We start from the raw sequence: 18,048 nt of genomic DNA on the forward strand, positions 1-18,048 counted from the left end.
ACGCCCGGCCCCACGACCAGCACGACGACCGGCCCGACGACCGGCCCGACGACCAGATCGGCGACGAGCCCGACCACGAGGGGCACGCTGATCGAGCGCATGGGCATCGAGGTGCGCGAGGTGGCGCCGGACCGCGCGGTGGCGACGATGCCCGTCGCCGGCAACACCCAGCCCCACGGGTTGCTGCACGGAGGGGCGTCGGGCGTCCTCGTCGAGACCGTCGGCTCGCTGGCCGCGCAGGAGCACGCGGGCGCCGGGCGGCGGGCGGTCGGCATCGAGCTGTCGGTGACCCACCACCGCTCGGCGTCGGAGGGCGTGGTCACGGGCACGGCGACGGCCGTGCACCGCGGCGGGACGCTGGCGACCTACGAGGTGACGGTGGAGGACGCGTCCGGGCGCAGGGTCGCGACGGGGAGGCTGACCTGCATGCTCCTCGACGCGCGCGCCTGACGGCGGGCCTCCAGGACGCCGAGCAGCCGCGTGTGGCGGTTGCCGGCGCCCGTCGGGACGGCCAGGGCGTCCTGCGCGAGCCGCCGCTGCAGCACGCCCGTCGTCGCCACGCGGTGCCCGGCCGCGGGCGAGAAGCCGAGCCGGGCGAGGAACCGCTGCATGCTGCGGGCGCCGGGCAGCCCGGCGCAGAACACCTCGGTGGCCCCGCTGGCGGCCGCCACGTCCGCCGCCCCGGCCATGAGCGCGTGCCCGAGACCGCGCCGGCGCGCCTCCGCCGCGACGTAGATGGTCTCGACCTCGAGGACGACGGCGTCCGAGAAGGGGGACGGCCCCACCACGCGCGCGAGCAGCATCCCCAGGGGGTGCCCGTCGACGCTCACGACCAGCCCGCGACCGCCCGGTGAGCCGAGGTACGCCCCGAGCTGGGCACGCAGCCGGTCGGGGTCACCGGTGCACACCTGCGCGCCGGCGGCCTCCTCACGCCCCGCGAGGGCGAGGCGGACGACGTCGTCGAGGTCCTCGGACCGGACAGGGAGCACCACCGGGGCGGGACGCACGCAGCACCTCCGTCAGAGCACGTGGCTGGACCTGGACTGGCGTCCCTGCCCCCTGCAGGACGTCGGCGCTGACGATGATGACCGAGCGCGGCCACCACCGACCAGCGCCGTCCACCGCTGTCACACCTCAAGCGGACATTTCACCCGGCCGGGTGACCGGTCGGCCGCGACCGACGCGGTCCCGACCGTCAGGCGGCGCCGCCGACCTGGTCGATGACGGCGTCCGCGACCTCGCGCATCGTGAGGCGGCGGTCCATCGACGTCTTCTGGATCCAGCGGAACGCCTCCGGCTCCGTCAGCCCCATCTTCGTCATGAGGAGGCCCTTGGCGCGGTCCACGCGCTTGCGGGTCTCGAAGCGCTCGGCGAGGTCCGCGACCTCGGACTCCAGCGCGGTGATCTGCGCGTAGCGCGAGATCGCGATCTCGACGGCCGGAAGGAGGTCGGCCGGGCTGAACGGCTTGATGACGTACGCCATCGCGCCCGCGTCCCGCGCCCGCTCGACGAGCTCCGTCTGCGAGAAGGCCGTCAGCAGCACGACCGGGGCCAGGTGCGCCTTGCCGATGCGCTCGGCGGCGGAGATGCCGTCGAGGTTGGGCATCTTGACGTCCATGACGACGACGTCGGGCTTGAGCTCGGTGACGAGGGCCACCGCCTGCTCGCCGTCGCCCGCCTCCCCGACGACGTCGAAGCCCGCCTCACGCAGCGTCTCCACGACGTCCATGCGGATGAGGGCCTCGTCCTCCGCGACGACGGCGCGGCGCTTCGGACGGGTGCCGGTCGCGGGCGCCTCGGGGGCGGGGCCGGCCGACGGCTTGACGTCGACCACGACGTCCGGGTTCTTCTCGCTGCTCACGCGGACATCGTAGTGGTGCCCGGCCGCGGCCCGCGGTGCGGCGCGGGCCACACCGGTCCCGGCGCTCCGCGGGGCACGGCCGGGCGCCGGTATCGTTGCTGGCCGGCCCCGATAGCCCAACGGCAGAGGCGTTCGGCTCAAACCCGATCCAGTGTGGGTTCGAATCCCACTCGGGGCACATCAGGCGGTGCATCGACGTGCCGTCACGGCCCCGGACAGGTGAGCGGGTCGGGCTGATCGGTGATGGGTGCACCCTGCGGGTAGGCGCTCCACAGCCGGAGACGAGCGGTGTCGCCCTCCCAGCGCAGCGAGTAGGTCCCCGCGGCGATCGGCGGGTACCCGTCGTCCGCCCCGTACGTCGTCTGCGGATCGTCCAGGACCCGCTGCCCGGGCGCCAGCACGAACCCGTCGCCGCCGCCGAGTAGCAGGAAGGAGATCTCCTTGACGACGACCCGGCACCCGCCGGGTCCGGCGGGCTCCAGCACGCTCCAGCACGCCGCCCACCCCAGGAACGCGACCCACCCGGCGGACGCCCATGCCACCGCCACCACCACCGCCAGCAGCGCCCGCGGCACCCAGCTGCGCAGCGGGGCCAGTGCCGAGGCGACCGCGGACGCCACCGGGACCAGGACGGCCAGGGTGAGGGCCGGCACCTCGAGCCGTAGCACCCACGAACCCAGGACGACGGTGGGCAGCCGTTCCCCGACGAGCGCCAGGCCGACGGCGAGGGCGGCGCCGAGCACGGCGCCCACACGCAAGGACCGCGCTGCCCGCGGGTGTTCCCGCCTGCTCCGCCGAGGACCGGCGCCCGGGACCGCGTCGAACGGTGAGGAGGTCATCCGGGGAGCGTAGGGAGCAGGGCCACTGCACCCGTCGCCGCCCACAGCAGCCCCTCCGGACCGACACAGGGCGCTCACGACTCCCCTGCCCGCGCTGGTGCAGCCGCCGAGGCCTAGCCGTGCCCGGCCGACCGCCGCCGCGGGATCACCGACGCGCCGACCGGTCGCCGGGTCCGTCGACCGGGTCCGCCTGCGGCGGGGCGGACCGGCAGCCGGCCTCCTCACGGGCCGTGAAGTCACGGGTCGTGGCGCCCCGGGGCGGGGACGTCCGCGGTGCGGAACGACTGCCGACCGGGCGACGCGACCACCCGGGCAGGGGTCAGACCTGCGCGACGGGGCTGATGACGAGCTCGTCGACGCGGACCCCGGGAGGCGACGCGAGCACGAAGGCCACGGCACGCCCCGCGTCCTCCGGCCGGAGCATGACGGACCGCGCCGACTCGTCGGGGACCTGCGGACGCAGGGCGAGGAACTCCGTGTCCACGTCGCCCGGGCACAGGTGGCAGGCACGGACGCCGTGCGCGGCCTCCTGCGCGTTGAGCGTCTGGCACAGCGCGCGCAGGGCGCTCTTGCTCGCGCTGTAGGCCACTCCGGCGTAGGGCGTGAAGCGCCAGGCCGAGTACGACGACACGACGACGACCTGCCCGCCCGCGACGCGCAGGTCGGGCAGCACGGCGTCGACCACCAGGACGGCGGCGGTGAGGTTCGTGTCGAGGACCGCGCGCACCTCGTCGGTCGACTGGTCGGCCCACGTGCGGCGCGGCGTGTTGAGACCCGCCGAGAGGACCACGTCGTCCACCCGGCCCCACGCCGACCGCAGGGTGGCGTGCGCACGGGCGACGGCGTCGCCGTCCCGCGCGTCCAGCGGCAGCACCAGCGCCTCGCCGCCGGCGCTCTCCACGAGCCGCGCCGTCTCCTCCAGCCGGTCCTGGCGCCGGCCGCTGAGCGCGACGCGGCGTCCGCCGGCGCACGCGACGGCCGCCGCCCGGCCCATGCCGCTGCCGGCACCGGTGACCCACAGCACCCGCGCGTCCGCCATCAGCGCAGCCCCGCGATCTCGTAGGCGCGCTGGGGGAGCTGGGTGGCGAGCTTGCCGCCGCTCACGTCGACGAGGGTGCCGGTGATGTAGCGCGCCGCGTCGCTGGCGAGGAAGCACAGCAGGTCGCAGACCTCCTGCGGCTCGCCCCACCGCCGCAGCGTCAGCGTGTCCAGGAGCCGGTCCTGGGTGGCCTGGTCCTTCTCGCGGAAGCCGTTGAGCTCCGTCGGCACCATGCCGGGCGCGTAGGCGTTGACGGTGACGCCCCACGGGCCGAGCTCTCCGGCGAGGACGCGGGTGAGCTGCACGACGGCGGCCTTCGACGCCGCGTACGCCGCGCTGCCCACGCTCGGGACGATCGCGGCGAACGACGCCGCGTTGAGGATGCGGCCGCCGCCCTGGCGCTTCATCGCCGGGATGACGGCCCGGCACGTGCGGACCGTGCCGGTGACGTTGACGTCGAGCACGGTGGTCCACGTCGAGGCGTCGACCTCCTCGACGAGCCCCTCGCCGAGCACCCCGGCGTTGTTCACGAGCACGTCGACGCGGCCGAAGCGCTCGAGGGCGGCGTCGACCGCGGCCTGCACGGAGGCGTCCGACCGGACGTCGCAGGTCAGGGCCAGCGCCGTGGTGCCTGCGTCCGCCGCCGCCGGCTCGGCCCACCCGACGGCCGCGGCGTCGACGTCCGTGGCGACGACGAGCGCCCGTTCCCGCAGGAAGGTCTCCGCGATCGCGCGGCCGATGCCGCGGCCCGCACCGGTGACGAGGACGACCCTGCCCTGCAGATCCAGCTCCATGCCCGCCCACTGTGCCATGCGACGCGCACGGGCGGGCCGTGCACCGGACGTGCACGGGTGCGACGAGCCGGTCCGTCCTACAGGCGCTCGGACCCCTCGCTGAGGTCCTCGCTCCGCTCGGGCTGCGGCACGCACAGGTCCAGCGCCGCGGGGCTGATGCTCACCTCGAGCACGCGGCCGCGCTCGATGACGTCGCCGTCGAGCTGGCGCCGGTGCGGCTCGGTCGCCACCACCCGGACGTGCGAGGCGCGGAACGTCTCCAGGTGCGGCACGTGCTTCCGCCGCCGGGCCACGCCCCACGCCGTACCGGCCCATTCGCCCAGCGTGCGCGGCGCCAGGACCGCGACCTCCATCTGCCCGTTGTCGGGCTCCGCGTCCGCGAGGAGCAGCACCCCGCCCTGCAGCCGCCCCACGTTCCCGACGACGACGGAACGGACGCGCCGGCGCATCGGCGGTCGGTCGTCGAGCTCGATGCGGACGTCGATGCGGTGCCGGCGCAGGTGCTTGAGCGCGGACACCACGTAGGCGGCCGGGCCGATGCGGGCCTTGAGCTGCGTCGACGCGTCGTCGAGCAGCGCGGCGTCGAAGCCGATCCCGGCCATCACGGCGAAGGCCTGCCCGTCGACGTACCCGACGTCGATACGGCGGCGGCCGCGCTCGACGACGACCCGTACGCCGGCGGCGGGGTCGTCGGGCAGCCCGAGGTTCGTCGCCAGCAGGTTGCCCGTGCCCGCGGGCAGCACGGCCAGCGCGCCGGGGCCGCCGGCGAGGCCTTCGATGCAGGACCGGACGGTCCCGTCGCCGCCGCACGCGAAGACCACCTGGGCGCCGTCCGCGACGGCCTGCCGAGCCTGCCCGGCGCCGGGGTCGTCCTCGGTCGTCTCGATCCAGCGGGGCGCGGGCCAGCCCGCGGCAGCCAGGGCCTCCTCGACGACGCGGCGGCGCTCGTCGAGGCCCTCGACGCGGACGGGGTTGTACACGACGGCGGTGCGCAGCGGGCCGGCCGTGGCGTCACCGGTCCGTACGTCCTGGCTCGTCGTGCTCGTACCTGTCCCGTCGCCCATCGCGGCTGCCCCTCCCCGTGCGGCCCGGCCGTGGGGCCGGCGTGCGCCACCGGCGGTGGTCGCGTGCGGGACCACAGTGGTGGTGCGGGCGCCGGCGGGCAACCGCTCGGCGGTGCGTCCGCCGGTCGGGGGACGACGGTCCCGTCGGCGCGGCCCGAGGACCGGCCGACGCTCAGAGGACGGGGCTGAGCACCTCGTCGGGCACCGGCGCGGCGGACGCCAGCGCGTGCAGCTGCCAGACGCACGCCGCGGCGAGCCCCGTGGCCGACGCCAGGGCGACGAGCGCGGTCGGGGTCGAGCTCACGAGCGCCCATGCGGCACAGGCGACGACGGCCGTGACGCACGCGCCCAGCAGCGCGAGCGTGCCGCGGACCCCGACGACCGCGAGGGTCCCCACGGCGGCGGCGGCGAGCCAGAGCACGAGGAGCACGGGGCCGATCCTGGCCGCCCCGGACGTCGCCGCCCAGGTCGCCCAGGTGAACAGCGGGCGACGAACCGGTGCGTCAGCCGCAGTCGTCGCAGATGCCGGTGGCGGGCAGCGTCATGGCGCAGGTCGGGCAGATGGCGGCCACGCGCTCGGTCGCCGCCCGGCGCGCGGGCGACGCCGTCGCCGCCCGGGTACCGGCCGTGCGGGTGCAGGGCGTGCGGCGCGCGGGGGCCGACCGGGTCACGGCGGCGGCGGGACGGGCGGCCAGGGCGGGTTCGGCGACCTCGAAGCCCCGTCGGCGGAGGATCGCGAGGGCCGTCGGCAGCCCGTTGGTCACCTCCTCGGGCGTCGCGAGGCGTCCGGTGGCGTACCGGTGCGCGACACCCAGCACGGCGACGGCGTCGTACCGCTCCCCCTCGTGCACGACGGCGTAGCCCGAAGGGGCACCGAACCCGTAGGTCGACGCGAAGTCGTCCGCGCCCAGCCGCGCGTGCTCGGCGAGGGCGGCCAGGACGTGCTGCTGCTGCAGGGAGGAGAACGTCGCCACAGGACGAGCCTACGAGGTCACCCGGACGGGTCGCGTATGCCGCCGACGGGATGACGTCGGGGGCCCGGTCCCCCGGCCGGGGCTAGCGTGGGACCGGGGGGCACCCACAGGACCGATGGAGGTCGCATGCCGCGCTCGTCGCGAGGCCCGGCCGTGTCGGTCGTCGTCCCCACCTACCAGCGCCGCGACCTCCTCCCCCGGGTGCTGCGGCCCCTGCTCGCGGACCCCGCGCTGCACGAGCTCGTCGTCGTCGTCGACGGCTCCACGGACGGCACCGCGGAGCTGCTCGCCCGGGCGCGCGCCGCCGACCCCCGCGTCCGCCCGGTCCTGCAGCCGAACCGCGGGCTCGCCGCGGCCCGGCAGCGCGGCGCGGAGGAGGCCACCGGGGACCTCCTGCTCCTGCTCGACGACGACGTCCTCCCCGGTCCCGGGCTGCCCGGCGCGCACGCCGCCGCGCACGCGCGGGCCGACGACCCGTGCCTCGTGCTCGTCGGGCACATGCCCAACGACCCCCGGCGCGTGCCCCGCGAGCGGCGCGCGGTCGCCGAGATCTACGCCCGCGCCTACGCGGCCGCGAGCGCCGGGTGGGAGGCGGGCGACGACGTGCTGCTGCACTTCTGGGCCGGCCACTTCTCGCTGCGCCGGGACGCCGCGCTGCGGATCGGGCTCGAGACCCCGGGCGACGAGGTCTACCGCCGGCAGGAGGACCGCGACTTCGGCATGCGCGCCCTCGCCGCCGGCTACCGGGGCGTCTTCGACCGGGGGCTGCACGCCGAGCACCTGTTCGAGCGCGGGATGGCGGCCTGGCGGCGGGAGTGCTTCGAGACGGGAGCCCACCGCTCCCACCTCGAGCGCGTGCACCACGAGGTGCTGGGGGTGAGCGGGGGTGCCGTGCCGCGGGGGGTCACGCACCGGCGCCGGCCCCTGGCCCTCGCCCTGGGGGCGGTGGCGCAGGCGGTGGCGACGACACCGGTCGCGGGCACCGTCGTCGACGCCGCGGTGGGCGCCCACGCCCTCGTCACCCGGGTGCCGGGCACGGGCGCGCCGGCCCGTTTCCTGGCGCAGACGGTGTGCGCCGTGGAGACGCGGCGGGGGGTCGCGGCGGCCGGCGAGCGCGGCTGGTCCGGCGCGGCCGTCCCCGCACGCACGTCCTGACGGGCGTCGTCAGACCGCCCCCGTCGCGCCGCCCGAGGAGGTCGGGCCCACGCCGGAACCTGCAGCGGGACCTGCACCGGCACGTCCGCGGGCCCGGGCGCTGCGGCGCAGGGCGGCGTCGTGGGCCAGCACCTCGAGCACGCGGTAGGGGCTGACGACCCGCAGCAGGGGCGGCCGCGTGCTGGTCCGCGGATCTGGCACGAGCACGTGCCGGATCACGGCCGGCAGGGACGGCGCCGGCAGGTCGCGCAGCTCGGCGACCGCGGCGACCTCGCGACCGATCTTGCGCCACAGGACGTCGGGGCGGGCGTGCCGTCGGTGCGGCATCGGCACCTCGACGTCGGGGGCGAAGGCGACCGACCAGCCGCGCGCCAGCACGCGCCACGACCACTCGAGGTCCTCCGAGGCGGCCAGGTCCTCCCGGAAGGGCTCGGCCTCCCACACCTCCCGCCGCCACGACGAGGCGTGGTTGCTAAGGCCCCAGAAGGGGTCGCGCCGGGCGTCGTCGGGGGTCTGCAGGTAGCGCCCCACGATCGGCCGGCCGGTCGGGTCCAGCCGCCGCCCGCTCGCGGCACCGACGCCGTCCTCCGCGAGGAGGGCCAGGCTCCGCTCGACCCAGTGCGGCCCGGCGACGCAGTGCGCGGACAGCGCGAGGTGGACGGCGGCGTCCGCGTGCGCGGCGCCGAGGTTCAGCGCGCCGCCGTAGGTGAAGGCCTCGGGTGGGACCGTCAGCACGGTGTCCGCCATCCGCCGCGCGACCTCGAGCGACCCGTCGACCGAGCCCGAGTCGACGACCACGACCTGCGGCCGCACCGTCTGCGCCCGGAGGCTCGCCAGGGCCCGCTCGAGCGCCGGCGCCTCGTCGCGGCAGCGCACGACGACCGTCGCTGCGGGCATCACGCCTGCGCCGGAGGATCGGTCGGCAGGTCGCGGACGCGCCGGGCGGGCACGCCGGCGTAGAGGCCGTGCGGCGCGCAGTCGCGGACGACGACGGCGCCCGTGGCGACGACGCACCCCTCGCCGATGGTCACGCCGGGCAGGACGGTCACGCGCGCGCCGAGCCAGCACCCGTCGCCGACGTGCACGGGGCGGCCCAGGGGTGTGCCCGCACGCTGCGCCGGGTCGTCGAGGGCGTGCGTGCTCGTGAGGAGCATGACCTCGTCGCCCAGCGCCACGCGGGCGCCGATCGTGATCTTGTCCCGCGCGTCGAGCGTGCAGCCGACCCCGATGTAGGAGCGCTCGCCGATGACGACGCGGGGCGAGCCGATGTGGCACGGCTGGACCAGGACGCCCGGCCCGAGGCGCACCCCGCACAGCCGCAGCCAGGCGGCACGGTGGCCGGGGCTCCAGGAGGTCCACATCGACAGGACGTTGACCGCGAGGCTCCACCGTGCCGGGGGTGGGCCCGGCACCGCCGGGTCGGCGCCGAACGGGTCGGGCGGCGGCTCCAGCCCGCGGGCGCGGCGACGCAGCGCGGCGAGGCCCCGCACTACGCCGTCCCCGTCGCGGTGCCCGTCGTCGGGTCGGTACCCGGGTCGGTACCCGGGTCGGCACTCGGGTCCGTCGTCGGGCCGGTCGTGGAGCCCGTCGTCGGCGGGAGCGTCTCGTCGAGCGTGGGGTGCGCCGTCCCCCACGGGACCTGGGCGCCCACGTGGTCGCCGAGCAGCCGTGCGAGGCGCCACGGCGTCACGCGGCGCACGGGGTCCGGCCAGCGGGAGAACTCGTCGGGCAGCGGCGCGCGTGCCACGGTCCGCAGGAGGTCCCGGGGCCCCGGGCGCGGGATCGCGCCGAGCGCCGCGAACGCCGCCGACTCCTTGCGGTGCCGGGCGAAGGTGACGGGCAGCGTCTCCGTCGCCCGGTGCATCGCGGGGACGTAGAGGTGGGGGTCGAACAGGACGGTCCAGCCCGCCGCCAGGACCCGCCAGGACCACTCCTTGTCCTCGCACGCGACGAGGTCCTCCCGGAACGGCAGCTCCCGCCACACCGAGGCCCGCCACGAGGACCCGTGGTTGGAGAAGCCCCAGTACGGGTCCCGGCGGACGTCGTCGCGGGTCTGCGCGTAGGGACGGCGCAGGGGGACGCCGGAGGGCGTGCGGCCCGCCTGGTTGGTCGCGGCGACGCGCGGGTCGGCGTAGTGGGCCATGGAGCGCTCGACCCAGTCGTCGTAGGCCGGCGCGCAGTGCGCGGACAGCGCGAGGTGCACGTCCCCCGAGGCCGCCGCCGCCCCGACGTTGAGGGCCCCGCCGTAGGTGAAGTCCGCCGGCGCCACGTGCAGGACGAGGTCGGCCCACCGCTCGGCGATCTCGACGGTGCCGTCCGTCGACCCCGAGTCGACGACCACCACCTCCACCGGCACGGTCTGCGAGCGCAGCGCCCGCAGGGCCGTCTCGATCGTGTGCGCGCGGTCGCGCGCCCGCACGATCACCGAAGCCCGCATCGTCACCCCGTCCTGCCGGCCCTGCTGCCGGTACCGCTGCCAGTGCCGCTGCCAGTATCGGTGCCAGTATCGGTGCCGCCGGGGGCGTGCCGCAGGGGCTCGGCGGGTGGCCCACGGCGGGTTCACCCGGACGCACCACCGCCGCGCCGGCGCAGCACCGTGCGGACGTCCCGCACGACCTCGGCGAGGAGCGCCGGCAGCAGCAGGCGCACGAGTCCGGTGTAGGTCACCACCCCGGCCAGCACCGCGGCGGCGACGACCGCGGCCCGCGGGCCGGGGAGCTGCAGGACCGCCGTGGCTCCGCCGAAGGCGGCCCCGCTCGCGCCGAGCGCCAGGGCACCCGGCACCCAGGCCGAGGCCCCGACGGCGACGACCCGTCGCAGCACGAGCGCGTGCAGGGCCAGGAGCAGCACGGACTCGCCGATCAGGGCCGCGCTCAGCACGACGAGACCGTGCGGTCCGGCGAGGACCACGACCACCACGTGCACGACGAGCGCGACCGCCGTGAGGGCGAGGTCCAGGCCCGTGCGCCCCCGGGTGAGGTACACCGCCCGGGCGAAGTACGACAGCGCCCCGACGCCGTAGGCGGCGCACAGCAGCTGCGCCGGCACGACCGAGGGGCCCCACTGCGGACCGAACAGGAGGGGCAGGAGCACGGGGCTGAGGGCGCCGACGGCCGCCACCGCGGGACCGAGCGCGAGGGTGGCGTAGGCCGTGGCGGTGGAGAACGTCCGCGCCAGCCGGCGGTCGTCGTCGCCCGAGCGGGCGAAGACCGGCAGCCCGACCTGGTCGAGGACGGAGATCGTCGCCTGCGCCACGACCGCCAGGATGCGAGTGGCCACCGCCCAGTAGCCCAGCACGGTGGTCCCGGCGACCGCGCCGAGCAGGAACTGGTCCACCCGGTCGCGCAGCTGCTGGACGAGCGAGGTCCCCAGCAGCGGCAGCCCGAAGCGGGCCATCCGCACCGCCGCCGGCCGGGAGAACCGCAGGCGCGGCCGCCAGGGGTGCAGCGCCAGCACCAGGCCCGTGGCGACGACCGTCTGCGCGAGGGTCTGCGCGACGATGCTCCACACGCCGGCCCCGGCGAGCGCCGCGGACACCCCGACGACGGCCCCGACGAGACCGGCCACGACCTCCCGCAGCGCGAGCGGCCGCATCGCCAGGTCCCGCAGCAGCAGGGCGGTCGGGACCGCGGCGGGTGCCGTGAGCAGCGCCACCGGGGCCACCGCGCGCAGCACCGGTGCCAGGCCGGGCTCCCCGAGGGCGGCCGCGAGCGGCTCCGCCAGCACCAGGACGAGGGCGGTGGCCGCGACGGCCTGCGCCAGCACCAGCCAGAACGCGGTGGCGACGTCGTCCTCGTCGACCTCCCGGCTGCGGACCAGGTACGTGCCGAAGCCGAGGTCGAGGACCGCGGCGACGAACCCGGCGACCCCGAGCGCCAGGGCCGCCGTGCCGATCTCGGCGGGCAGCAGCAGCCGCCCCAGCACCGCGAAGGTTGCCAGCCCGGACAGGCGCAGCACCCACGTCGACAGCGCGACCCAGCCCGTGCCGCGCAGGGCCCGCTCGCGGAAGTCGCCCGGCACGCCCCGACGGTACCCGCCGCCCTGCGCACCCTCGGGGGGTGCCGGCGCCGTCATCCCTGCGGGCGGGGCCGGACGGGTGACGCGCCCCTAGGGTGACGGGGTGGAAGTGCTGCCCACGTCGCCGCTCCCCCCGCCGGGCACCCCGCTGCCCTCGACGGCCGCGCGCGTCGTGCTCATGTGCGGCCCCTCGGGCGCCGGCAAGACGACCGTGGCGCGGGGGCTGGAGGCGCGGGGCTTCGTGCGTCTGTCCGTCGACGACGAGACGTGGCGGCGGGGCCACCGCGCGCACCCCGTCACCGTCGAGGTGGCGGAGGAGGTCGACGCCGTGCTGCGCGGACGGCTGCTGGAGGTCCTCGCGGCGGGCGGGCGCGTGGTGCTCGACTTCTCCTTCGCGACCCGTGCGAGCCGGGACGACTACCGGGCACTGGTCCACGGCGTCGGCGTGGAGGCGGAGACGTGGTACGTCGACACGCCGCGGGCGGAGGCGCTGCGCCGGGTGGCGGCACGTCGGGGCCGCGCACCCGACGACGTCGTGCTCGCGCCCGAGGTCGCCGCCGCGCACGTGGACGGGTTCGAGGTGCCGACGCCGGAGGAGGGGCCGTTGCGGGTCCTGCGCGACGGGCGGGAGGTGCGCCCGTGAGGCGTCCCGAGGGCGGGCCGCAGGGCGGCGACCGCGCCGGAGGGCCCGTCGGCGCGACGACGGCCGGTCCCGGAGCGCTCCTCGCCGCGTGCGCCCTGCACCTGGGGTTCCAGGCCGTCGTCACCCGCGTCGTCTACCCGGCGCTGGCGGAGGTGCCGGCCGACCGGTTCGCCGCCGCGCACGCGGCCCACTCCCGGCGGATCGCGGTCGTCGTCGCGCCCGTCTACGGCGTGCTCGCCGCCGCGTGCCTGCGGGCGCTGCCCGCGGTGGCCCGGCAACCGCTCCTGCTCGTGCCCCTGACGGCCTCGGCCGCGGCGGCGGCGACGACGGCCGCCGTAGCCGCCCCCACCCACCGCCGGCTGGGCCGGGAGGGACCGGCCCCCACGCTGCTGCGGCGGCTGCGGCGCGCCGACCGGGTCCGCCTCGTGTGCGCCCTCGTCGCGGCCTGCGGCGCCACGGCGGCCGCCGTCAGCGCACCGGCGCGAGCCCGGGCGTAGCCCCCGGCGCGCTGCCCGCTGCCGCACCGGTGACCGCACCCGTGACCGCACCCGTGACCGCACCTGTGACCGCACCTGTGACCGCGCGGAAGGCCCGCGCCGGACCCGGATCGGCGGCCACGGCGTCGGCCGTCGCGCGCAGGACGGCGGTCCCGGGCATCCCGGGGTCGAGCGCGGCGAGCACCGCCGCCCGCAGCTCGTCGGCCGTCGCCCGGTTCGGGTCGAGGACGACGCCCGCGCCGGTGCGCTCGAGGGCCGCGGCCCCGGCGAACTGGTCCGTCGAGAAGGGCAGCACGACCATCGGGGTGGCGGTGGCGACGGCCTCCGTCACGGAGTTGTTGCCCCCGTGCGTGACGGCCACCGCGGCCCGGCGCAGCAGCCGCACCTGCGGCAGGTGCTCGCGCACGAGCCAGCCGGCCGGCACGGGACCGAGGGCGTCCACCGGCGTCGTGCCGCACGCGACCGCCGCCCGGACGCCCGCCGCCCGGAGCCCGGCGGCCACGCGAGCCAGCACGTCGCCGCGGACCGACAGGAAGCTGCCGAGGCTGACGTAGACGAACGGCTCCTCGTCGCGCAGCCACGCGTCCACCTGCGGGTCGGCGGGCTCGTCGCGCAGGGCGGCGCCGAGGTGCACGTGCGGCGGCAGCAGGGGCGTGCGCGCCGGGTCGGTCAGCTCCGCCGGGTAGTTGAACAGGACGAGGGGCCCGTGCAGCGCGAAGGCGTCGGTCACCCCGGTCCCGGCTGCCGCCCCCGGCCCCGCCACCTGTGCCGCCGCCGCGCGCCACTGGGTGGTGAACCGGTCCGCGACACGCCGGCACAGCGCGTCGAGCTCCGAGAGCGCCGCGGCATCGGGACGGAACGCCCGCGGCCAGGCCGGCGGCCGGCCGTAGACCTCGTCACCCACGGGCAGGGCCGTGGGGTGCCCGAGCACGACGTCGGCGTAGGGCACCTGCCCCGCCTCGAGCCCGAGCCGCGCGCTGTAGGCGAGGTGGTCGACGAGGACCGCGTCCGGCCGGACCGCGTCGACGACGGCCAGCGTCTCGCGCGCCTTCTCGACGGGTCGCCACATGAGGTCCACCAGCCGCTCGCGCGCCTGGTACGCCAGCGTCGGGACCATCCCGCGCCGGGTGGCGTCGAAGAACCCCTGCAGGGAGTCGGCCTCCGCACGGACCTGGGCCTCGGCGCGGATGACTCCCGGGTTGGACCCCCGGCCGAGGGTGAGCGGCACGCGCTCGTACCCGAACCTCTCGACGATGCCGGCCGTGGCCGGTCCCGACGCGACGACGACGCGCTCACCGGCGTCGCGCCACGCGGCGGCCACCGCGGCCAGCGGCAGCAGGTGAGAGGCGTAGTCGGGGCTGACGACGAGCAGCGTCATGCCGGCACCGCCGCCGCGACGCGGCCCGCGCGGTCCTCGGTCACGACGCCGGCGTACACGGTGCCCAGCGTCGCGGCCATCCGCTCGACGGTGAAGCTGCGCTGCACCGTCCGCAGCGAGCGCGCCGCGCGGCGGTCGTCGGTCTCGGCCAGCGACGCGTCGAGCGCCGCCCCCACCGCGGCCGCCAGCCGGTCGCGGTCCCAGGTGGCCGTGAGGAACCCGGTGACGCCCTCCACGACGTACGTGGCGGGGCCGCCGCCGTCGGGGGCCACGACGAGCAGGCCCGAGGCCATCGCCTCGAGCAGCGCGATGCCGAACTCCTCCTTGACGCTGGCGCAGGCGTAGACGCCCTGCGGGGCGACGAGGCCGGGCAGCCCCGTGCGCACCGCGGCGACCCAGCGCGCGACGACGTCGTTGGGCCGGTGACCGGGCAGCAGCAGCCCCGCCGCCGCCCGCTCCGCCGGCGGGACGACGGCGGCGATGCGGTCGAGCTGCTCGCGCTCGTCGTCGGAGGGCTGCTGCACGTCCCCGCCGACGACGAGGAGGTTCGCCCGCTCGCGCAGCCCGCCCGCCGCCCACGCCTCCACGAGCGTGGCCATGCCCTTCACGCGGTGCAGCCGCCCGACGCTGACGACGAGGGGCAGCCCCCGGCGCTCGGGCGCCAGGCCCGCGACGAGTGCGCGCAGCTCCGCCAGCGGCGCCGTCGGCTCGCCGCCCCGCGCGTGCGCGGAGGCCTCGGCCACGGCCCGCTCGACGACGCCGAGGTCCACCCCCTCGGGGACGACGGTGTGCCGCTCCGGGCGGGCCGCGATGTCGACGCCGACGAGGCGGCGCACGTCCTTGCGCAGCGAGGGGCGCGGGAACAGCACGGTGTGCGCGGCGTTCGCGGCCAGCCGCTGCACGAGCCGGGCGCGGAACCAGAAGTGCTCGGCGACGTCGACGTCGCCGAGGTTGTCGCGCCGCAGGCGGCCGGACAGGTCGAGGGAGTGGATGACGGCGTGCGGGTCGGGCGCGAGGGTGAACACCACCGGGATGTCGAGCTCGCGCGCGACGTCGGCCGCCGCGAGGCTCCCGACGTCGGCCATGCGCAGGTGCAGGACGTCCACGCCGGCCGCCCGCACCACCCGGCGGATGCCGCGCCGGGCCGCGACGCGCAGCGGCCAGGCGGCGGGCGCCGGCACGGGGTCGTGGAGCAGGGGCACGCGCCCGTACACGTGGCCGGGCCGGGTGAGCCCGGCCAGGTCCGCGCGCGCCTCCACGGCCGAGCCGCGCGAGAGCGTCACGACGCGGGCGACCCGCTCGTCGCCCGAGGACGCGCCCGCGCCCGGCACGACGAGCGCGTCGCCCAGCCGCACGAGGAGCGTGGCGATGCCGCCGTTGTCCCCCGCGCCGGCCGCGGTCAGGCAGGCGTCGACGTCCGCGTGCAGGAACAGCTGGCCGACGGTGAGGCCGTCACCGGCCCCTCCCCCGTCGACCGGGGCGTCGGGACGACCGCGCGCCGCGGCCGCACCCGGCGCGGCCGCCTCCGCGTCCAGCAGCGCGAGGCGCGCCACGTCGGCCAGGTGCCCCGGCGCGGCCGCGAGCCGGTCGAGCAGGGCGAGCACCGCGGGCACGCCGGGCCGGTCCCCGAGCGCCGCGACCGCGGCGACCCGCGCCGTCTCGCCCTCGGCGTCGTCGGCGGCCACCGCCATGAGCGGACGGACGGCCAGGGGGTGCGGGACGAGCCCGAGCGTCTCCACGAGCCGCGCCCGCGGTCCGGGCTCCCGCACGCCGACGAGCGCGCCCTCCAGCCCGAGGGCCACGTGCTCCGGCGCGTGCACCGCCCACTGCTCCAGGCTGCGCTGGGCCAGCATGCCGGTGAAGCCGCCGGTCGCCGTCAGCGCGACGAGGCGCGCGACCGCGTCGGGCCGGGGCAGCCCGCCGCCGATGACCCAGGCGGCGTGCTCGCGCAGGAACGGACGCGGGTCCGACAGGAGGCCGCTCACGACGCGCGACGCCTCCTCGTCGGCGACCGCGCCGAGCGCGTGCACCGCCGCGACCGCCGCGAGCTGGTCGCCGTCGTCGAGCGCCCCGCGCAGGACCCGCACGGTCCGGGCGCCGGGGTCGCGGCTGGCCTCGAAGGCGAGCTCGTCGGCGAGGTGCACGGCGTCGACGATGCGGTCGGCGGCGCGCAGCGCGTCGAGCGCGGTCTGGATGCCCACGGCGGATCCCCCGGTCTGGAGACGGGCCGGGCGTCGACGGCCAACCCGTCCCCGGCGACCGCGATGCTAGTGACGCCGCAGCTCGGAGGCGCCGCCACGGACGGGTGGTCCGTCCGGCGGCTCTCAGGTGCTGGGCCGGAGGTGCCACGCGGTCGCGTGGCCGCCGCGCGGGCCGTCCCACACGTCGAACAGCTCGCCGAGCGACATCATCGCCACGAGCTCGAGCACCTGGTCGCCCGCGCCCCGCAGCGGCACCCGCCGCCGGCCGCCCGCGACCCAGACCTGGATCAGCAGCGCCATGCCCGCGGAGTCGACGAAGGTCACGTCCGTGACGTCGATCTCCTGGACCCGCGCCCCCTCGACCGCCCGGACGACCTCGCGCACGTGCGGGGCCAGCAGCAGGTCGACGTCGCCGGCCAGGCGCACCACCACGCCGTCGTCCTGCGGCTCGACCTCCACCCGCCCGTGCGCTGTGGACACCGCGGCGGGGACGGGGGTGCTGTCGGCCATGCCGCACAGCATGCGGGGCGACCGCCGCGTCGGCGACCGCGACGGGACGTCCGCGGGGCGCGTCCTCAGCCGCCCGCAGCGCCCTCCGCAGGGGGCGCCGCCACGGCGAGGACCCGGGCGCGCGCGAGCACCGCGTCGAGCATCGCGGGCGTCAGCCGGCCGGTGAAGGTGTTCTGCTGGCTGACGTGGTAGCAGCCCAGCAGCGTGAGCCGGCGCCCGCCCGGACCGGCGAGGACGACCTCGGCGCCGTGGGCGAACGCCGGCCGCGGGCGCGGCAGCACCCACCCGAGGTCGGCGAGCGTGGCGAGCAGCGCCGCCCAGCCGAAGGCGCCGAGGACGACGGCCACCGCGGGGTCGACGAGCTCCACCTCCCGAGCGAGGTACGGCGCGCACCGCCGGCGCTCGTCGGGCGTCGGGGCGTTGGCGGGCGGCGCGCAGCGCACCGGTGCCGTCATGCGGGCGCCCGTGAGGCGCAGGCCGTCGTCGGCGGACCGCGTCGTGGGCTGGGACGCCAGCCCGGCGCGGTGCAGGGCGGCGACGAGCACGTCCCCCGAGCGGTCGCCGGTGAACATCCGGCCGGTGCGGTTGGCGCCGTGCGCGGCCGGCGCGAGCCCGACGACGAGCACCCGCGCGTGCGGGTCCCCGAAGCCGGGGACGGGCCGCGCCCAGTACTCCTCGTCCCGGTACGCCGCCCGGCGCTCACGGCCGACCGTCTCGCGCCAGGCGACGAGGCGGGGGCAGGCACGGCACCCGACGACGAGGGCGTCGAGCGCGGCCACGTCGGCGCAGCCGCGCGCGGCGAGCGGGTGGGCGGCGGCGTGCTCGTCGTCGGACGCCGCGGGCGCGGCACCGGAGGTCACCGCACGCCCTAGCGCGAGGCGGCGGCCCCCGCGCCGGTGGTCCGCGTGGCGGCACCCCACTGCGCCGGGTCGCCGCGCTCGGCGACCACCTGGTCGTAGATCGGCGTCTCGCCGATGCGGGCGGGCCGCGGGCGGCTGGGCGGGATGGTCATCGTCGGGACCTCTCGGGGCGTCGCTGGTCGAACGGGTGGGGACGGACGTGCACGGGTCGCCCCA

Annotated in this window: 21 protein-coding genes and 1 tRNA gene; 5 read left to right on the top strand and 17 right to left on the bottom strand. The window is 77.7% G+C overall.

Annotated features, from left to right (window positions below; all coding sequences use genetic code 11):
- Nucleotides 1–99: 99 nt before the first annotated feature.
- A complete protein-coding gene (locus AC2TDM_RS09275; protein WP_239078873.1) occupies nucleotides 100–450 on the top strand; it encodes a PaaI family thioesterase in 351 nt (116 codons plus the stop codon).
- On the opposite strand, the gene AC2TDM_RS09280 is transcribed toward AC2TDM_RS09275, so the two are convergent.
- Nucleotides 366–1,007, bottom strand: a complete 642-nt coding sequence (locus tag AC2TDM_RS09280; protein WP_239078869.1) for a GNAT family N-acetyltransferase — start codon at nucleotides 1,005–1,007, stop codon at nucleotides 366–368. The two genes, AC2TDM_RS09275 and AC2TDM_RS09280, sit on opposite strands and share 85 nt — an antisense overlap.
- Before the next feature lie 188 nt (nucleotides 1,008–1,195).
- Nucleotides 1,196–1,834, bottom strand: a complete 639-nt coding sequence (locus AC2TDM_RS09285) for an ANTAR domain-containing response regulator (protein ID WP_090034008.1) — start codon at nucleotides 1,832–1,834, stop codon at nucleotides 1,196–1,198.
- A gap of 132 nt (nucleotides 1,835–1,966) precedes the next feature.
- On the opposite strand from AC2TDM_RS09285, the gene AC2TDM_RS09290 reads away from it, so the two are divergent.
- Nucleotides 1,967–2,039 (top strand) — tRNA-Leu (locus tag AC2TDM_RS09290).
- A 25-nt stretch (nucleotides 2,040–2,064) separates the two neighbouring features.
- On the opposite strand, the gene AC2TDM_RS09295 is transcribed toward AC2TDM_RS09290, so the two are convergent.
- The 6 genes from AC2TDM_RS09295 to AC2TDM_RS09320 form a co-directional block, all read right to left on the bottom strand.
- Nucleotides 2,065–2,604: a hypothetical protein gene (locus AC2TDM_RS09295; RefSeq protein WP_484634429.1), complete on the bottom strand. Its 540-nt coding sequence runs from the start codon at nucleotides 2,602–2,604 to the stop codon at nucleotides 2,065–2,067.
- A 415-nt stretch (nucleotides 2,605–3,019) separates the two neighbouring features.
- Nucleotides 3,020–3,739: an SDR family oxidoreductase gene (locus AC2TDM_RS09300; RefSeq protein WP_484634430.1), complete on the bottom strand. Its 720-nt coding sequence runs from the start codon at nucleotides 3,737–3,739 to the stop codon at nucleotides 3,020–3,022.
- Nucleotides 3,739–4,533 carry an SDR family NAD(P)-dependent oxidoreductase gene (locus AC2TDM_RS09305; RefSeq protein WP_484634431.1) on the bottom strand — a complete coding sequence of 265 codons (795 nt, stop codon included), beginning with the start codon at nucleotides 4,531–4,533 and terminating at the stop codon, nucleotides 3,739–3,741. Before AC2TDM_RS09305 ends, AC2TDM_RS09300 begins: the two co-directional genes overlap by 1 nt.
- Before the next feature lie 77 nt (nucleotides 4,534–4,610).
- Nucleotides 4,611–5,597, bottom strand: a complete 987-nt coding sequence (locus AC2TDM_RS09310) for a diacylglycerol/lipid kinase family protein (RefSeq protein WP_484634432.1) — start codon at nucleotides 5,595–5,597, stop codon at nucleotides 4,611–4,613.
- A gap of 172 nt (nucleotides 5,598–5,769) precedes the next feature.
- On the bottom strand, nucleotides 5,770–6,027 hold the full coding sequence (locus tag AC2TDM_RS09315; protein ID WP_484634433.1) for a hypothetical protein: 258 nt from the start codon (nucleotides 6,025–6,027) through the stop codon (nucleotides 5,770–5,772).
- 73 nt (nucleotides 6,028–6,100) lie between these two features.
- On the bottom strand, nucleotides 6,101–6,571 hold the full coding sequence (locus tag AC2TDM_RS09320) for a ScoMcrA-related endonuclease (RefSeq protein WP_484634434.1): 471 nt from the start codon (nucleotides 6,569–6,571) through the stop codon (nucleotides 6,101–6,103).
- Nucleotides 6,572–6,724: 153 nt separating this feature from the next.
- Here AC2TDM_RS09320 and AC2TDM_RS09325 point away from each other — a divergent pair, with 153 nt between their 5' ends.
- Nucleotides 6,725–7,726 (top strand): glycosyltransferase, encoded by a 1,002-nt coding sequence (locus tag AC2TDM_RS09325; protein WP_484634435.1) that lies wholly within the window; start codon nucleotides 6,725–6,727, stop codon nucleotides 7,724–7,726.
- 9 nt (nucleotides 7,727–7,735) lie between these two features.
- Here the strand turns inward: AC2TDM_RS09325 and AC2TDM_RS09330 are convergent, their stop codons facing one another.
- The 4 genes from AC2TDM_RS09330 to AC2TDM_RS09345 all read right to left on the bottom strand — a co-directional run bounded on the left by AC2TDM_RS09330 (nucleotide 7,736) and on the right by AC2TDM_RS09345 (nucleotide 11,746).
- Nucleotides 7,736–8,623 carry a glycosyltransferase family 2 protein gene (locus AC2TDM_RS09330; protein ID WP_139224485.1) on the bottom strand — a complete coding sequence of 296 codons (888 nt, stop codon included), beginning with the start codon at nucleotides 8,621–8,623 and terminating at the stop codon, nucleotides 7,736–7,738.
- A complete protein-coding gene (locus AC2TDM_RS09335; RefSeq protein ID WP_239078914.1) occupies nucleotides 8,623–9,216 on the bottom strand; it encodes an acyltransferase in 594 nt (197 codons plus the stop codon). The genes AC2TDM_RS09330 and AC2TDM_RS09335 overlap by 1 nt, the downstream gene beginning before the upstream one ends.
- Nucleotides 9,216–10,163 (bottom strand): glycosyltransferase family 2 protein, encoded by a 948-nt coding sequence (locus AC2TDM_RS09340; RefSeq protein ID WP_139224486.1) that lies wholly within the window; start codon nucleotides 10,161–10,163, stop codon nucleotides 9,216–9,218. Before AC2TDM_RS09340 ends, AC2TDM_RS09335 begins: the two co-directional genes overlap by 1 nt.
- Before the next feature lie 122 nt (nucleotides 10,164–10,285).
- Nucleotides 10,286–11,746, bottom strand: a complete 1,461-nt coding sequence (locus AC2TDM_RS09345) for a lipopolysaccharide biosynthesis protein (RefSeq protein ID WP_175499574.1) — start codon at nucleotides 11,744–11,746, stop codon at nucleotides 10,286–10,288.
- Nucleotides 11,747–11,846: 100 nt separating this feature from the next.
- Between AC2TDM_RS09345 and AC2TDM_RS09350 the strand changes: the two genes are divergently transcribed.
- Together AC2TDM_RS09350 and AC2TDM_RS09355 are read left to right on the top strand one after the other, a co-directional pair.
- Nucleotides 11,847–12,386 (top strand): P-loop nucleotide/nucleoside kinase family protein, encoded by a 540-nt coding sequence (locus AC2TDM_RS09350; protein WP_239078913.1) that lies wholly within the window; start codon nucleotides 11,847–11,849, stop codon nucleotides 12,384–12,386.
- A complete protein-coding gene (locus AC2TDM_RS09355) occupies nucleotides 12,383–12,883 on the top strand; it encodes a hypothetical protein (protein WP_203708922.1) in 501 nt (166 codons plus the stop codon). The genes AC2TDM_RS09350 and AC2TDM_RS09355 overlap by 4 nt, the downstream gene beginning before the upstream one ends.
- Here the strand turns inward: AC2TDM_RS09355 and AC2TDM_RS09360 are convergent.
- The 5 genes from AC2TDM_RS09360 to AC2TDM_RS09380 form a co-directional block, all read right to left on the bottom strand.
- On the bottom strand, nucleotides 12,855–14,261 hold the full coding sequence (locus AC2TDM_RS09360) for a nucleotide disphospho-sugar-binding domain-containing protein (RefSeq protein ID WP_090034349.1): 1,407 nt from the start codon (nucleotides 14,259–14,261) through the stop codon (nucleotides 12,855–12,857). The two genes, AC2TDM_RS09355 and AC2TDM_RS09360, sit on opposite strands and share 29 nt — an antisense overlap.
- On the bottom strand, nucleotides 14,258–16,462 hold the full coding sequence (locus AC2TDM_RS09365; protein ID WP_484634436.1) for a glycosyltransferase: 2,205 nt from the start codon (nucleotides 16,460–16,462) through the stop codon (nucleotides 14,258–14,260). Before AC2TDM_RS09365 ends, AC2TDM_RS09360 begins: the two co-directional genes overlap by 4 nt.
- Nucleotides 16,463–16,585: 123 nt before the next feature.
- Nucleotides 16,586–16,972 carry an STAS domain-containing protein gene (locus tag AC2TDM_RS09370; protein WP_484634437.1) on the bottom strand — a complete coding sequence of 129 codons (387 nt, stop codon included), beginning with the start codon at nucleotides 16,970–16,972 and terminating at the stop codon, nucleotides 16,586–16,588.
- A 65-nt stretch (nucleotides 16,973–17,037) separates the two neighbouring features.
- Nucleotides 17,038–17,832 (bottom strand): uracil-DNA glycosylase, encoded by a 795-nt coding sequence (locus tag AC2TDM_RS09375; protein WP_484634438.1) that lies wholly within the window; start codon nucleotides 17,830–17,832, stop codon nucleotides 17,038–17,040.
- A gap of 8 nt (nucleotides 17,833–17,840) precedes the next feature.
- Nucleotides 17,841–17,984, bottom strand: coding sequence for a hypothetical protein (locus tag AC2TDM_RS09380; RefSeq protein WP_175499576.1), 144 nt, complete (start codon nucleotides 17,982–17,984; stop codon nucleotides 17,841–17,843).
- Between the last annotated feature and the right edge of the window lie 64 nt (nucleotides 17,985–18,048).

The organism is Cellulomonas sp. plas2 (genome assembly GCF_057221735.1).

Bases quoted from the DNA above. Each gene is read 5' to 3' on its own strand.
- AC2TDM_RS09275 (WP_239078873.1), top strand. From the start codon at position 100: ATGGGCATCGAGGTGCGCGAGGTGGCGCCGGACCGCGCGGTGGCGACG.
- AC2TDM_RS09300 (WP_484634430.1), bottom strand. From the start codon at position 3,739: ATGGCGGACGCGCGGGTGCTGTGGGTCACCGGTGCCGGCAGCGGCATG.
- AC2TDM_RS09305 (WP_484634431.1), bottom strand. From the start codon at position 4,533: ATGGAGCTGGATCTGCAGGGCAGGGTCGTCCTCGTCACCGGTGCGGGC.
- AC2TDM_RS09310 (WP_484634432.1), bottom strand. From the start codon at position 5,597: ATGGGCGACGGGACAGGTACGAGCACGACGAGCCAGGACGTACGGACC.
- AC2TDM_RS09330 (WP_139224485.1), bottom strand. From the start codon at position 8,623: ATGCCCGCAGCGACGGTCGTCGTGCGCTGCCGCGACGAGGCGCCGGCG.
- AC2TDM_RS09340 (WP_139224486.1), bottom strand. From the start codon at position 10,163: ATGCGGGCTTCGGTGATCGTGCGGGCGCGCGACCGCGCGCACACGATC.
- AC2TDM_RS09360 (WP_090034349.1), bottom strand. From the start codon at position 14,261: ATGACGCTGCTCGTCGTCAGCCCCGACTACGCCTCTCACCTGCTGCCG.
- AC2TDM_RS09370 (WP_484634437.1), bottom strand. From the start codon at position 16,972: ATGGCCGACAGCACCCCCGTCCCCGCCGCGGTGTCCACAGCGCACGGG.
- AC2TDM_RS09380 (WP_175499576.1), bottom strand. From the start codon at position 17,984: ATGACCATCCCGCCCAGCCGCCCGCGGCCCGCCCGCATCGGCGAGACG.